This window comes from Bradyrhizobium lablabi, from assembly GCF_018131005.1.
GTDB classification, from domain to species: Bacteria; Pseudomonadota; Alphaproteobacteria; order Rhizobiales; family Xanthobacteraceae; genus Bradyrhizobium; species Bradyrhizobium lablabi_D.
Window position 1 is genome coordinate 1,057,596 of sequence record NZ_JAFCJK010000001.1, and the last position, 15,066, is coordinate 1,072,661.

The following is a 15,066-nucleotide window of genomic DNA, read 5'->3' on the forward strand; positions in this document are numbered from 1 at the left end:
TGCCGATCTTTACGGCCGTCGTATCGGTTTCATTGTTGTATTGAAGACTTGTCGAAGGCAGCAAGTATCTGGTCAAAACGTCCCGCAATTACGCTGCGCAGCTCCGGATGGGTAATGACGTAGAGATCGTTTTCTCGGATCGCCGCTAAAACGCGGCGGGCCACAACTATTGGATCTATCCCAGCGTCGACTAAGGCGGCCATTTGCGGATTGGCTGGTTCGTCGACGCGAATACCGAAGCGTGGCGGACGGTTTCGAGCGCTCGTTGCAATTCGCGTACGCACGAATGCGGTACACAGCACGCTCACCCCGATTTCAGTGCCGGCCAACTCGGCAGCCAGCGTCTCGGTCAAGCTAATCACTGCGGACTTTGAGGCATTGTACGGCGCTATTCCGGGCGGACCAAGTAGACCGGCCATGGACGCGGTATTGACGATGTGGCCACCCTCCCCATGCGCCTTGATGTGTGGCAGGAACGCCTGAATGCCGTAGAGTGCACCCATAAGATTGACGCCGATAATCCAATCCCAGTCCGCTGGGACAATCGACTCGATTGGCCCCCCTCCGCCGACGCCTGCATTGTTACATACGACATGAACATTGCCGAAGACTGCGAGTGTTTCGTCTGCGGCGCACTGCACCGACGTGCGGTCTGACACATCGCATACGACCCCCTGTGCTTCAAAACCGGAAGCCCTTAGGTCTTCCACGGCTGTATTCAGCGCGTTTTCATCGATGTCAGCTAGCATTACCTTTAGCTTTGCTTCCGCAAAGACACGCGCTAGGGCGAGACCAATTCCACTTGCGGCGCCCGTCACGAAGGCTACTTTTCCATTGAGATTTCCGATCATAACTTCTTCCCGCCTTGCTAGTACACAACCTCGGGGACGATTGATTCCACCGTCGTGCGGTAGCCGCCGTCAAGCGGACCACCACGCGTCCCGCATGATCCGATTTCGGAGCTCGACCGCGCGCTGCGCCAAAGGCGGAAGCGCCTTGACGAGGGCGAGGGCTCTTTTGAGATCTGCGGGATCGATATCGTCGCTTGTTCCCGCCGTGGTCGCGTCGCGGACGAAATCCAAGGTAGCGTGCTTGTCGCTCCGTCGTGCCACGAGGGTAGTGGGTCGGAAGTGTGCTGTGCGAACACATTCCGGGCCGGCATGAAGAACAGCAGCAACGCGGAGAACTGTCGGCGCGTTAGGCGTGGCACGGATATGGGTCTCCTGTAGGTTGGGAATGCTCCAGCGCTCTTTTGAGCCATCGAGTGCACGCGAAACGGCACTCCGCGGACACACTGCACGGGGTGCGAAGTGAGAACCGTCGGCGGAACGATCTCATCGCATTGAGTACTGCTTGTCATCTCGGCATTGTGACGGCCTTGGCCCGGAGATCAACGAGATCGCGCGCGGATCGCGGACCATGGTTGGTCGATGGTTGTGGCGGCAGTGGAACCGCGGGGTGCTGGGATCACAATATTCATGAGGTGGGGAGTTCGTGTGCGAAAGGTCATCTCCGCGTCTTCCCGACTATTAGATCTGCCGCCTTTTCAGCGATCGCTATGACAGGGGCGTTGGTATTCCCCCTGATGATGCTCGGCATGACCGACGCATCCGCAACCCGCAACCCATCGAGGCCGATCACGCGCAGGTGAGAGTCCACCACTCTGCCAATCTGGCATGTGCTGGTGGGATGATAGGCGACTTGCGTGTGCCTTTCGATGAAATTCAGGATATCGCTCTCGCTTGTTGATCTCGGTACGATGTGTGGTGCACGACGTACCGTCGCCAGAGCCGGCATTTCGGCAATTTTCATCGCCAGCCGCACGCCGCGGACCATGCAATCTCGATCCTCTTGCGTTGCCAGGAGATTGCTAAAAATGCGAGGCTTTGCATCAGGTCGAGCGCTGCGCAGACTGAGCTTGCCGCGGCTCGTCGGCTTCAGAACGTTTGGTCCGAAACTGTAGGCGTGATCGAACGGGGCCGATAGCCCTTGATTGTGATACATGATCGCGCCTGCATGCAGCTGTATATCGGGAGCATCGAGACTAGGAACCGTACGGAAGAAACCGCCGGCTTCACTCAGATTGGAAGTAAGGGGCCCACGACCACTCTCCAGAAGAGCGACGTCCTCCGGTGACCCCGAACCGAAGAGTGTTGCGACATCGGTAAAGTAAGTCAGAATAACCCAGGGGTGGTCCTGCAAGCCATCACCGACCGGTAGATCGTGCTTGGCTTGTATCGCGTGCCGCCGCAGTTCTGATGGGATACCAATTCCTGATAACATTAGAAGCTGCGGGGAATTGTAGGCTCCAGCGCACAGTATCACCTCACGATCGACGATGAGAGTACTTAGCTGACCGTCACGGAAGACCTCGATGCCTGTGGCGCGACGTCCATTCACTATGACACGTGTAGTCAGCGTACCCGTAAGTACGTCCAAGTTGGGACGATGCATGGCCGGGTGTAGGTAAGCGGTAGCAGTGCTTGATCTCTTGCCATCCCGCTGGGTAACTTGAAAGAACCCGACACCCTCTTGCTTTTCTCCATTGAAGTCGTCTGTCGGTGAATGACCGGCTTGCGAGGAGGCTTCAACGAATCGTTCCATCAACGGATGCCTGAACTTGAGATTTTGCACCGCCAGTGGCCCGTTGGCGCCATGGAAGCGGTTGGCACCTCGCTCGTTGTTCTCGGCCTTCAAGAAGTATGGGAGCATTTCATCATAAGACCAACCATCGGCTCCCCCCTCTGCCCATCCATCATAGTCTTTACGATTTCCCCGCGTGTATACCATCGCATTGATAGAGGAACTGCCCCCCAACGCCTTCCCTCGGGGCAGATAGATAGATCTGGTTCCGAGGGCAGGCTCCGGCTCACTAGCGTAGTCCCAGTCGTATTGGGTCTTGAACAGCGTAGGGAAAGCAGCCGGTATATGGATTTCCGGTGCGTCATCCTGGCCGCCCACTTCGACGAGAGCCACACTCACGCCAGGGTCTTCCGTAAGGCGGGCCGCAAGGACACAGCCTGCTGAGCCAGCCCCAACGACGACGTAGTCGTAGATTGTTTCCAGGGACATCATGCCTTCCTATGGATTTGAGGTTTCGTGATATTCGGGCGCGGTCTCTGGTGAGCGCTCGAATGGATTGCGCTGCGTTGCTAGAGTTCGGGAAGGTCTGACCAACAACGCCAGCAAGCGTCGGATACGTGTCGCGATTGGCGTCTGTGAACTAACCCGGCCTCGTCCGCCTAACCGACAATGCACGCTCAACGGTCGGGCGGAGATCTGATCCGAGCGTCAGCAAACCAAGCCTCAAGTGCAGGTGATCAATCTTACTTTCTCTGAAGCGGTCGGACCGAAGGCTTGGCGCATAGCGAAGAAGCAAAGAGTGTTGCGGCGCAAGTGAAGTTCGCTCAGCCAGGGGTGTTGCACCTTGCTCGTACGGCGTGCTCGTCGATAGGGCGTCAATATCGCTCCACGAGGGCGCGTTCGGGTAAAGTCGAGCAACAGTTCTGGTTTCGACATGGCCATTGCTGCCGCCAGACCTTCTGACCGCCTCGCGAAGCGCAATATCGATCTCCAATTGATGAATAGGGGGCAGGAGAGTGGGTTCATTCACAGCATCGTCGGTCGGGATGGCTCGGATGTCGGAATCATACATGGGGCTTACTCTGTGATCTCAGTGGGACGGAGCGCCGCTCCTGCCGATTGTCCGATGCAGTTAAGCGGCGGTAGTGGGTGTTAGTAGGTGTCCGCAGGGAAATAATGCTTATTCCGTGGTGGAATAAGCAGATCGGGGCTGCGCTCCACTGCGGCGTGAACCTTGAGAGTCTCGGCGCACTGCTTGTCTGAACAGCTGAAGCCACGCGTGTGGGCTTCAGGATCAAGACGTGCGGCGAAGTATCACGGCGCGACCCGTGATGAATGACGGAAGCAGCCGGCTTCGTCCGCGCTCGTCCTGCAGCACGAGGGAATCGGAATCTTTCCCTGCCGAGACGGGCAGATCGATTTTGCCGGGGAACCAACGGGAAAGCGGCCTGTTGGGTAGCCTTTGTATCGCGTAGCGCTAATCACTCACCGACTCCGGCGAATGCATAATAGACGGGTAGCCTTATCGAGCGAGCTTCGAAAAACGTGTTTGTGTTCACAGTCGAAAAGCGGCTGCCACATTCTGCCTCTGAGTAGTCGGCTAATTCATCTGCGTCATGCAGCGATTCGGTACTCGCGCTAGTTTGAAAGGACCTCGTGTTGCCAGACGGTGTGGTCGTCCCCATCGTATACTGATGAGAAAGGACCAACCACGATGAAGACCAGACTTCTGGCGATTGCCGCCCCTGCGCCTCATTCGCTGCCGAAGCAAAGAAGCACCAAATTTCAACGACGCAAAAGACGCACCATCAATGACGGCATCGAAAATGTATCCGATAAGCGTCCTCAATAGGTAACTTATCCGACATCGAACGTTCACCGTTTCCGGGGCGCAGTTTTCGAGTCTGTTTCTCCACCTTGGGCGTCACCGTCCTTTGGCGGAAGGGGCGCGGATCGAACGCGCGGGGGCGAGACCCTAGTACGGCCCAGCAATCATCCCTCGACCATCGCCGAGGAGTGCCGGTCATGCCAGTCACGGGGTGGATTATCGAAGAACTGATCTATGGCCAAATGCATTCTTGCCATCGCTACTATTCTCGCACTCTCTACTTCTGGCGCCTTGGCCGCACAGAGGACCCATCATCGCCACGCGTCGCCTGCGCTGTTGTCGAGCGAGGGGTTGGGGAGGCCGAATGCATATGCTGTGGGCCCGGCTAATTCCAACGACCGCACCATGTACATCAAAAATCTGCGCGACTCCGGGTATGATCCGAAGAACAACTTCGACGGGTTCGGTAACGTGTGGGCCGCACCGTATGGCGGCGGCTAAACTCAAGCGCAGACGGCACCGAGCGACGATGACCTTACCGCTGCATCACCGCTCTGCCACCCTTCTGGAGCTATCTGAGCGGCGGGCTGCAATCCGGCCCAGCCGCCGCCGCTAGGCCCGCCAAAACGGCTTTTCGAGTTCGTGCGCGATGTCGCTCCGGGGGACGCCGATATCGTGCAGGTCGCGCTCGGTCCAACGTGCGAACTCCCGGCGATCGCGATAACGCTGCCGCCAGAGATGTAGGGTCTCGCCGACGTTGGCCCAGACTCCCGCGGCCAGGCTGGCCAAACCTCGTAGAGGCTGACGAGAGCCTTGATGTCAGCGGAGATCAGGCGTGTTGGCACGCGTTCGGACAGAGAGGAAGCCTCGCTGAGTGGAGGTACAATGTTGCCAGACTTGCGGTAGGCAATAGCCGACTTGTGCTGGCGTTGAGTGCGGCCTTTGCCGCCGCCCTCATAGAACCGGCCAATGCCGAAAGTGGGGGCATCCACTTGCGGGGCGCTTCTTCGACCGGAAAGAGCACAGCGCTTATCATGGCTGGATCTGTGTGGGGAGGAGGAGCGCGCGGCGGCTATGTGCGTTCATGGCGCGCCACGGCCAATGGCCTCGAAGGCGTAGCACTCGCTCATTGCGACGCCCTGCTGTGTCTTGACGAGCTATCCCAGGTTCCAGCCCGTGAGGCGGGTGAGGTCGCCTATATGCTGGGAAACGGATCGGGCAAATCCAGGAGCACGCGTGAAGGGGGCATCAGGCCCGCAGCCCACTGGCGCGTCTTGTTCCTTTCGTCCGGTGAGCTGTTGCTCGCCGACAAAATTGTTGAAGACGGACGCGGACGCCGCGCGGCCGCTGGCCAAGGCGTCCGTCTGATCGATCTGCCGGCGGACGCAGGCGTTGGAAAGGGATTGTTCGAGGAATTGCACGGGTTTGAATCGGCTGATGCGTTCTCGCGGCACGTCAAGACGGCATCTGCGTCGAGCTACGGTGTCGCCGCGCGAGCCTTCCTGCGCCGGATCGCTGGTGAGCTTGAGGACGTCCGGGGAGCGGTGAACGGATACAGTCGCCAATTCGTAGCCGATCATGCGCCTGAAGCCGCCGACGGCCAGGTCGTCCGGGTGGCACAGCGCTTTGCACTCATCGGGACCGCCGGGGAGATCGCGGTCGGTGTCGGCGTGCTACCCTGGGAGCCTGGCGAGGCGGTTCAGGCTGCAGCTCGTTGTTTCCGCGATTGGATGGAGGCACGCGGAGGATGTGAGCCTGCCGAAATTAAGGACGGCATCGAACAGGTCCGGTCTTTCATTGCTGCTCACGGCATGTCGCGGTTCGTGCCGGCGTGGGACGAGGGCGGTCCACAACAGATCGTGAGAGATGTCGCCGGCTACCGCAAACGTGTGGGCGATGCTTGGGACTGTTACGTGACGCCCTCGGCGTGGAAGGATGAGGGCTGCAAGGGTTTTGCTGGCTGCACGATAGTGGCAGCGCTCAGCGAACGGCAGTGGCTGGTGTCGCCGGAAGTGGGCGCCACCGCACGTGTCTGGTGAGAGTGCCCGGGCAGGGAAGGCTGCGGCTCTACCATTTATCATCTAGGTTTGTGGAGGATGCCCAATGACCGACTGGTCCGCGATCCTGGCTCGCGCGTTCGACAAGCGGCTTGAAACTGGTGGTGACGGTGGTGACAGCGGTGACAAGTTCCCCAAGGCGCTGGAAGGGATAGCAAATCGTCAAGCAGGGATTGTCACCAATGAAAACTCGCAGGTGGTGACAGTGGTGACACGTCCTGCGGCTGTCACCACTGCTTCCAAAGAGGGTGGTGACAAAGGCCCAAATCCAATTCTTGCGGGCTTCCAACCACATAGGCGTCCTGTCACCAGCGTCACCACTGTCACCACCGATGTTGACCTCCCTGGAGGACTCGCCGTCGATCACTTGAGATCAATGACACCGCCGGAGGCTTTTGATGCCGCCAGGTGGCATCAATTGTTGATCGATGCGGATCGCTTCATGCAGCGTCGGCAGCATAGAGCAGAGCTGCCGGACTGGGACGACCAAGCGCTCTTCGGCGTCCATCCGCGCGCACCTGCCGCTTGCTTCGGCGCAATGGGCCTTGTCCTGCTCGTGAGGGGCGGCGAGGTGGTCGAGCTCGAGGAGGGCTTCGCCCGGATCAGTACAATTGGCCGATCCAAGCTAACCTGTCAGAAACCCCGACACGCTGATGCAATACCCATTTGGACCTTAACGGCTAGTCTAGTGGGCTGTGACAATTCCGCTTCCGGGGGGAAGACCGGAAGTAGTCTGCCGACGAGCAAAATGACGCGATTGACCTGAGCGGACTTCAAGCTACTTGGGCCGGCGCCCCCTTACCGCATGCGCGCGCGCACTACAGGTGATGCGACCATCGGCATCCGCCGGCAGGCGCGCACGTACCCGTGAGATGAGCGTCTCAACGTCTCCGGCTTTCATCGCTTCAACTGTGGGCCGAAGCCCAGGAAACTTCAGATTTGTCATCCAGAAATCGTCGAAATTTGCAAAAGTCCTGTGCACTGTAATCTCTTCCGTTTGCACCTCCTCAAGGCCTGCCGCGATCCACAAGTCCCGTAACGCTTCCATTCGAGACGCATCCATCGGTGGGAGAGCTGGCACAATGCCCATCGCCTGTATCTCGGAATAAATTGCATCAAGCGGAAAACCGCCGCCCAACATGTCCCACATGTAGGTCATGACTGCACCGCCGGGGACAACCACTCGAACCATTTCGCTGACGCCCTTCGCGGGGTCCCGAACGAACACAAGAACCAATGCCATCACAGCCGCATCGAAGCTGCTGTCGGCGAAAGGAAGGGCCATGGCATTGCCTTGGTGAAACTTTGCTAGGCGCGACGCAGGTCGTGTACGTGCAAAGGCAAGCTGCCCTTCGGATGGATCAATGCCTTGGACCTCCATGGGGCGGCATCGCTCGACCAATAGTTCGGTGAAGGCCCCGTTGCCGCAGCCGATGTCGATCCACCGCAAATCCGAGGGAAGTGCCAACCAATCAAGAAACATCTCGCCAGCGAACCGGCTCCAAATTCCCATCATCTGCTCGTAGTCGGCACCGTCGTCGAAGCGAATTTGCAGTTCTGCCATTTCGATATCCCGTCCCAATGACGATCCTGGGCTCATGCCATTTTGCACAGGGATGGGCAAATCACGGATGCATCCTAATGTCCGGCTTGCCTATCACGTGGGCGTTGACGGCAAGTTTCAGAGGCATAGCGGACTCGCTATGCTCACTTAGAGTTTTCTAGAGATTGACCCGGAGCGGACCTTCGACCAACGGCTGCCAATGTTCCGGCGTTGGTCCGAGATCACGATACCTTCCCATAGCCGCGGCGCTGCTGTCCGTATTTAAGCCCTCGTGTCCCAACGCTTAAGCGACCAGAAACGAAGGCTTGGCCGGTGTTCTCAGTAGGGCTACCAAGGTAGGCTGGTGAACGTTCTTTGGGAGCTGGAGGACGCGATGCGCCTGCAGTCTCTTCTCGCAATCACCGTGCTGATCGCCATGATCGGACTCGGAGCATTCGTGGCCTACGAATATGTGCCGCATTAGGATCGACGATGATCAAGGAAACGAAGTTGCTGCGCAAGCAAGCTGACAAGGCCGAACGCACCGCGCGAGCGGTGTCAGACGCTGAGGCTTCGGAAGACCTGTTATCGCTAGCGAGAGCCTACCGGAGTCAGGCAACGTTCTGAAGGGTAACTCCGAATAGAGGAGACTATGCCGAAGTATCGCTTGGTTACGATTGGTTACTGTATCTCGAGGGTGGCTTGCTCACATGACGCCGGTATTGGCCAAGTCGTGCGGCGGCGAGAGGATTACCCAAGCTTCAGGTCGGCGAGAGTCCCGACGTCATCGCGAAGCCGCTGACGCTGCGCCTGTTCCGTGAGCGGCGCGGGGCAAGGAATTTGACCGGCTTCAATCGGGTGCGATGGCTAACGCCCCAGCTCTATGCTCTGACGTAGGAAAGTCCACGTTCTCAAGCTGTAAAGTTGAATGGGCTCAGTGTAGCCACGAAGCAGATGCTTGCCTTCGTTGGTGAACGCTTTAGCAACGTCGAAGCTGCCCTCTACAAGAAGCGACTGCACAAAATCGCCTGTGACGAGCACTGTAGCGTCGAGTACCCGGGTAAGCTTCGACACGGCTCGCTATGTTCACAGCGTCGCCGACCACCGTGAATTCAAGCCGTTTGTCGCTGCCAACATCGCCCCGGACGACCTCGCCGCAGTGAATACCGATAGCAAGGCGAATGGTCTTATCAGGGCTGTGAGCATGTTGTTCGTTCCAACGGCAGAGACGCTTGCGGATCTGTAGCGCACAAAGCGCTGCGCTGGTTGCATCTTGCGCGCCGGCAAATGGCGTGCCGAACACCGCCATGAGACCGTCCAAGAAACTTGTCGATCGAGCCGCGTGCAAGAAGACAGCCTCGCTGAGCAGGCCCAGTAAATCGCGCAAGAACTCAATTACTTCGTCAGGCGCCTTGCCGGATGCATATGCGGTAAATCCGATCACGTCGACGAATAGCACCGCTGCTCTCTGACGGCGGGCCACGGAAATGGGCTTGTCAATCTCAACGAGATGCTCAACAACTTCTGGAGAAAAGAGACGCGCTAAGTTCCTTCTCTCTCGTTTGATTTCCGCCAGGCGTTCGTTTGCGGAACGGTTTCTAATCACCAAGATCACTGTGATCGTAATCGATAGAAGCTTACTAAAGGTCTCAGGGGCGCTGCGCCATCAATCGAGAAGCCATGCGTAAGCAAATAGCTGAGTACAGTCATCACCACGCACAAAATCCAAGTAAAAATGATTCCGCGGCGTTGACTATCGTATGCGCTGATAAGAATAACAATAACGTACAAAGAAGCCACAGCAAAGTGAAGGGACGACAGCGTGTCTACAAGGAAGATGCAGGCTGCCAACACGATAGCAATGCCAAGAGATCTGCGGCGCGTCGAATTGAACATAGTTGAGTGGCCAGGTGGCCACGATTGAATGAAGAGCGTGTGATTGGGCTGCGCGATGGGCCCGTTATCGTCGGATATAATTTCGATAGAGCAGCAGTGTTGAAATTAGGCACCGAACCAGTCGGGAAGCTCCTCCGGAAGTCCCGTCTACAACATGAACTTTGCGCGGTTGATATCGACAAATTGCTCAACACTAAGCGGCTTTCGTCCGGTGATTCTTTCAACGATGTCGTTCGTCCCCGCAAAGACGCCATCCTGATAGTCTTGCGCAACTGCCTCAATGTGCTGAACGAAACGGGGATTCATTTTCGCGGCTTGCAATTGCGAACGAAACTCCGGAATCGTCATCGGCTGATAGATGAACTGTCTACCGAGAATCCCTGTGAGCTTCTCCGCTATCTGATAATGATTTAGTTCGGTCGGACCGAACAGGGGATAAACCTTGCCTTCGTGCCCGCGCGGGTTCTCTAATATTCCGGCAATTACACGACCTTGGTCCTCACCAGCGATCGGAGCATGCCTACCGTTTGCAAAGGGAAACCTGATGGAGCCTTCCTTCACGTTCCAGCCCGGCAGGTTGTAGATAAGCCATTCAGCGAAGAAGGTGGGGCGGATATGGGTCGACGAGATTTCGGACCAGTCGAAAAGCTGTTCGGTTATAAAGTGATCCCGCGCGGCGTGGCTTCTGGCTTCCCGCCGGGCCGAGCGCTGGGACATGTTAACAATCGATTTTACTCCAGCTTCCCTGGCGGCTTGTGCGAAAAAGGCCGCCGCATCGATCAGGCCATCTCTGAACGGATAGACGAAGTATCCGCCCTCGACCCCCTCCATCGCAGCTCTAACCTGATCGAGATCAAGAAGATCGCCGACTACCGTTTCTGCGCCAAGGGACCGAAGGCGATCGGCGCGAGCGTCCTCCTGATGCACCAAAGCGCGAACGCGGTGGCCCCTTTTGGTCAATTCGGAGGCCGCGACCCGGCCTGTCGTTCCTGCTGCGCCGGCAATGAGAAAAAGACGCTCCGCCATTCTACTCTCCGCGTTACGGGCATGTATCTAGCAAATAGGAGCATATGCTCCCATATCAATCCGCGAACCATAAATGATGATCGAGAGACTTGAACTAACTCATCACGATTTCGAGACCCGCGCAGCGTAATTTGGGATACACAGAGCGAAGCACGCCGATGTACCGTCTTTCGCCACTTTAAAACCAACGCTTATCCGTGTGTGGGGGGCGGCGGCGAATTTCGAGGAGTCTTGACGTGGATCGAGCGCTATTTGGTAGATGTAACTGTTTTACAGTTCGGAAGGCGGCGAGGGCGCTCACTCAAGCCTACGATGCCGCTTTGGCTCCCGCTGGTATCCGCGCGACCCAATTTATGGTCCTAGCGGCGATCGACGAACAAACCGACCTCTTGGTACAAGAACTGGCGAACATTATGATGATGGATCGTACGACAATGGGGAAGAATATCCGTCCGCTCACAAGGGACGGGCTTGTGTCTGTTGCAGTATGCGAGGCGGATCGGCGCGGCCGCAGGTTACGCTTGACCAAGAAGGGGCGCGCTGTATTGAATGAGGCATATCCGTTATGGAAGTGTGCGCAAGATTCCTTGCAGAGAACTCACGGCAGCGAGTTTTTGCGAAAGCTTCGCATCATGCTCGAGCAGCTGTCATGATCGCTTGGGTACTCACAAGCGTGCCGTGCGTCCCGGCCTTGTAGGAAGCTAGAGCGCGTGACGCGTTACGTATCTCAACCATGACTCCGTGGGTGTCAAGACATGTTCGAGAACACCACTACAATGCAGCCGCGGGATCGGTGCTTGGGCTAGGCCTGGGGAAAAATCTGCGACCAGTCGTTCTTCATGGAAGCGATTACCCAGCCGTTAGCCTGAGCATCGGTAAGCGCACGATCGAGCCGGCCCAGTTCAGATTGCCGATCATACGAGTATTCGCGGTTTCCATCGTCATGGTGGATCAGGACACCAAGACGTCGGCCTGGCCCTGTAGTCGTGTATTGAAGTAGTTCGTAGTCGCCATCTGAGTTACCGAATGCGGCGACGGGCCGGCGACCTAACCTTTCAAGTACTGCGGCCGGTTTTGCGGCACCTTCGTTCAACCGATCGAATTGAGCGAGTTGGATCAATTCGCTCCGGCCATTGTTCTCTTGGTAATGAAGTTTGAATGTGCTGCCAATTACCTGATTGGCCATCATGCCGTAGGCTGCTTTGGCCCATGAACGCAGGAATTCCTGCGTTCCGCCGGACACGATGCAGGTAGCAAAACCGGCGGTACGAAACAACGCAAGGACCTCCTCCATCGGTTGATAAACGCATTCCGTGTAGTGCCGCCCAAAGCGTGGATGGCGCGCGGTCTTTAGCCATTCGGCGACGCTCTGATGGAGGATCTCGGGAGTCGTGTTACCTTCCGCAGCCATAACGATCGCCCCCATGCCGCGAAGGCCACTGTGGGCGACTGCCGAAAAATCGCCAGCAAAGGCCGCATGAAAGGACTCGTGGTTGCCCCACTCGGGACGATCATGCGCTAAGGAACGGAGGCGTTCCATCGCAAAGGCGACTTCTGCATAGATCGGCTGCTCCGGCCAGAGCGTTCCATCGTTGTCGAATACTGCCAGTCGATCGGCTGGATCTACGTAGCTGGCCGTTCCCGTCGTGGTAGTGTCGCGGACGAAATCCAATATCGCGCGTTTGCTTGGCCCCTCGCGCCACGAGGGTAGGGGGTCGGAATTTTGCTGTGATGTCGCATTCGCGGCGGACATGAGGAACAGCGGCAGTGCGGAGAGCTGCCGGCGCGTTAGATGCGACATTGTTTTGAGCTCCTTTTGTTTTTGGGTCTCTAGAGATTTGGTCTTGATGCGTCCGTCCAAGCCTGCTGGGTGGGGTTGCTCGCTGGACTTGAGAGTATTCCGCGCGGGAATGATCGCTCCGCACGGCGTCAACATCCCCGACAGATAATCAACTTAGGGTCCAAGTTTGGCAAATCGGGGAACGCGTTCACGGCGTCGTGTTGATGGGTTGCATTAGCCCGCGAAGACAGACTGAGGACTAGGGCCGGGCACGCGGTTCGGATTGAGCCCTTCAGGATCGAGACGCTGGACATGGCGACACTTCTTAGATGAGCAGTTCTGTTGCCTGTCACCTTAGCGCAGCAATGCGGTTCGTTTTATCAACTTTGGGAATAATCGTTATTACACCGGGGCATTTGCCTCGGCTGCGGAAAGGTTGGAAGCACGCTGAACCAAGACGCGTCTTCCGTTGGTCGCTCTCGAGCGGGCGTAAGAGAGGCGCGTTATTTTCAACAGGGTCTGCATGGATCTGCCTTCTCGCTCTTGAGCAGCGAAGCGCTTCAAGCACCTCCTGTGTGTGAGGAGCGGTATCCATGACTTCGAGCTATGATTACGTGATCGTTGGTGCAGGTTCGGCTGGTTGTGTGCTGGCGGCACGACTGAGTGAAAAGCCTGATGCGCGCGTAGCACTTGTTGAGGCTGGGGGATCGGGCTCTGCCCCGGAGATTCAGATCCCGATCTTATTTCCGCAACTGTTCAAAACGAAGTTTGACTGGGATTTCGCCTCCGAGCCGGAGCCTGCGCTTGACGAGCGCCGTCTTTACATTCCGCGCGGAAAGGTGCTGGGCGGCAGCTCTTCCATGAACGCGATGATTTATATCCGCGGGAATCCCGCTGATTTCGATGAATGGGCGGAGCAGGGGGCTGTCGGTTGGTCCTATCGGGAAATGCTGCCCCATTTCATCGAGGCGGAAGGCAACGAGCGGGCTCGTAGCGACTCCCACGGCAGGGTGGGCCCGCTTACTGTGAGTGATGGCAGATCGCTCCATCCACTGGTGGACCGGTTCGTCGATGCTGGGATCGAGGCGGGTCATCGCCACAATGATGATTTTAACGGAGAGTCGCAGCTCGGCATTGGTCGCTTTCAGCTTACGCAACGAGATGGCGAGCGCTGCAGTGTCGCGGCGGCGTACCTTGACTCGGTCCAGGGAAGAAGGAATCTCAGCGTAATCACGGAGGCTCTCGTGACGCGTCTGTTGTTTGAAGGTACTCGCGCAACAGGAATATCGATGCTCGTTAATGGGACGGAGGTGGCGCTCCGAGCAGAGCGTGAAGTCATCCTTTGCGCTGGGGCCTATGGTTCGCCGCAGATGCTTATGCTGTCTGGAGTCGGTCCCGCCGACCACCTCAAGTCTCTTGGGATATCTCCGTTGATCGATCTCCCAGTCGGTGAGAACCTGCAAGATCATCCAGTCGTTTACCTCAGTTATTTGACCAGCGAAGCGAGTTTGCTTGGCTCGGGGTCGGAGGCTGACCTCTCACTTTTTCACAATGAACGGCGCGGACCCTTAACCTCGAACATTGCCGAAGCCGGCGGGTTCGCCGTGAGTCGTCCTGATCTAGAGGCGCCCGACATTCAGCTGCACATGGCGCCTATTATGTTCGCCGACGAAGGATTGACGCCGCCTCACGACCACGCCGTCACGATCGCCTCTGGTGTGCTGAAGCCGACTAGTCGCGGCTCCGTTAGACTTCGATCGAGCCGGCCAGATGCGAAGCCACGAATATTCTGTAACTTTCTGAACACGCCCGAAGATCGGAGCGCCATGGTTATCGGTGTTGAGATGATCCGCGACATTGTTCGGCAACCGAACCTCGCCGAGGTTATTCGCGCCGACTATCGGACCCCCGCGTCGGGCAGCCGTGCCGATATCTGGTCATTTATCGAAAGGTACGCTGGCACGATCTATCACCCGACTAGTACTTGCAGTATCGGCGCGGTGGTTGATCCAACGCTGCACGTTTACGGCATTGAGGGCGTACGTGTTGTTGATGCCTCCATCATGCCAACGATTGTTCGGGGCAATACGAACGCCACTGTGGTTGCCATCGCCGAGAAAGCCGCCAAACTGATTGCAGGCTAGTAAGCGACGCCCACGCAGGACTTGCGGTTGACGCGAACCGGACCCAGCTACTCGGGAGTCGGCATTCGGTCTGGAAGCTTCAGGATAGCGTGATTGACGAGCGTGTGATCGGTGGGCAGCGTTGGTGGGTAACATCGCATCTCGCAATGACGTTTTGGTCGTGGCAGATTTCTCGCGTCCAAAGCAGCCTGTTCGTACGCGCTATTTGC

At 57.4% G+C, this 15,066-nt stretch carries 10 protein-coding genes and 1 pseudogene; 4 read left to right on the forward strand and 7 right to left on the reverse strand.

Annotation, left to right across the window (positions count from 1 at the left end; all coding sequences use genetic code 11):
* Positions 1–29: 29 nt before the first annotated feature.
* The 3 genes and pseudogenes from JQ553_RS04935 to JQ553_RS04945 form a co-directional block, all read right to left on the reverse strand.
* Positions 30–851, reverse strand: a complete 822-nt coding sequence (locus JQ553_RS04935; protein ID WP_212498725.1) for an SDR family NAD(P)-dependent oxidoreductase — start codon at positions 849–851, stop codon at positions 30–32.
* A gap of 655 nt (positions 852–1,506) precedes the next feature.
* Positions 1,507–3,072: a GMC family oxidoreductase gene (locus tag JQ553_RS04940; RefSeq protein WP_212498726.1), complete on the reverse strand. Its 1,566-nt coding sequence runs from the start codon at positions 3,070–3,072 to the stop codon at positions 1,507–1,509.
* Positions 3,073–5,023: 1,951 nt separating this feature from the next.
* Positions 5,024–5,149, reverse strand: a pseudogene (locus JQ553_RS04945) (DUF1127 domain-containing protein); the annotation flags it as partial.
* On the opposite strand from JQ553_RS04945, the gene JQ553_RS04950 reads away from it, so the two are divergent.
* Together JQ553_RS04950 and JQ553_RS04955 are read left to right on the forward strand one after the other, a co-directional pair.
* Entirely contained in the window at positions 5,110–6,450 is a 1,341-nt protein-coding gene (locus JQ553_RS04950; RefSeq protein WP_409363027.1) for a DUF927 domain-containing protein, read from the forward strand. The pseudogene JQ553_RS04945 and the gene JQ553_RS04950 sit on opposite strands and share 40 nt — an antisense overlap.
* Before the next feature lie 64 nt (positions 6,451–6,514).
* Positions 6,515–7,234 (forward strand): hypothetical protein, encoded by a 720-nt coding sequence (locus tag JQ553_RS04955; protein WP_212498728.1) that lies wholly within the window; start codon positions 6,515–6,517, stop codon positions 7,232–7,234.
* 12 nt (positions 7,235–7,246) lie between these two features.
* On the opposite strand, the gene JQ553_RS04960 is transcribed toward JQ553_RS04955, so the two are convergent.
* The 3 genes from JQ553_RS04960 to JQ553_RS04970 form a co-directional block, all read right to left on the reverse strand.
* Positions 7,247–8,032: a class I SAM-dependent methyltransferase gene (locus JQ553_RS04960; protein ID WP_212498729.1), complete on the reverse strand. Its 786-nt coding sequence runs from the start codon at positions 8,030–8,032 to the stop codon at positions 7,247–7,249.
* 958 nt (positions 8,033–8,990) lie between these two features.
* A complete protein-coding gene (locus JQ553_RS04965) occupies positions 8,991–9,626 on the reverse strand; it encodes an adenylate/guanylate cyclase domain-containing protein (protein ID WP_212498730.1) in 636 nt (211 codons plus the stop codon).
* A 428-nt stretch (positions 9,627–10,054) separates the two neighbouring features.
* Entirely contained in the window at positions 10,055–10,933 is an 879-nt protein-coding gene (locus JQ553_RS04970) for an NmrA family NAD(P)-binding protein (protein ID WP_212498731.1), read from the reverse strand.
* 236 nt (positions 10,934–11,169) lie between these two features.
* Here JQ553_RS04970 and JQ553_RS35205 point away from each other — a divergent pair, with 236 nt between their 5' ends.
* Positions 11,170–11,586 carry a MarR family transcriptional regulator gene (locus JQ553_RS35205; protein ID WP_212498732.1) on the forward strand — a complete coding sequence of 139 codons (417 nt, stop codon included), beginning with the start codon at positions 11,170–11,172 and terminating at the stop codon, positions 11,584–11,586.
* A 149-nt stretch (positions 11,587–11,735) separates the two neighbouring features.
* Here the strand turns inward: JQ553_RS35205 and JQ553_RS04980 are convergent, their stop codons facing one another.
* Complete coding sequence (locus tag JQ553_RS04980; protein ID WP_212498733.1) at positions 11,736–12,794, reverse strand: HAD family phosphatase; 1,059 nt, start codon at positions 12,792–12,794, stop codon at positions 11,736–11,738.
* Positions 12,795–13,306: 512 nt separating this feature from the next.
* On the opposite strand from JQ553_RS04980, the gene JQ553_RS04985 reads away from it, so the two are divergent.
* Positions 13,307–14,857 (forward strand): GMC family oxidoreductase, encoded by a 1,551-nt coding sequence (locus JQ553_RS04985; RefSeq protein ID WP_212498734.1) that lies wholly within the window; start codon positions 13,307–13,309, stop codon positions 14,855–14,857.
* The last annotated feature ends 209 nt before the right edge of the window (positions 14,858–15,066 follow it).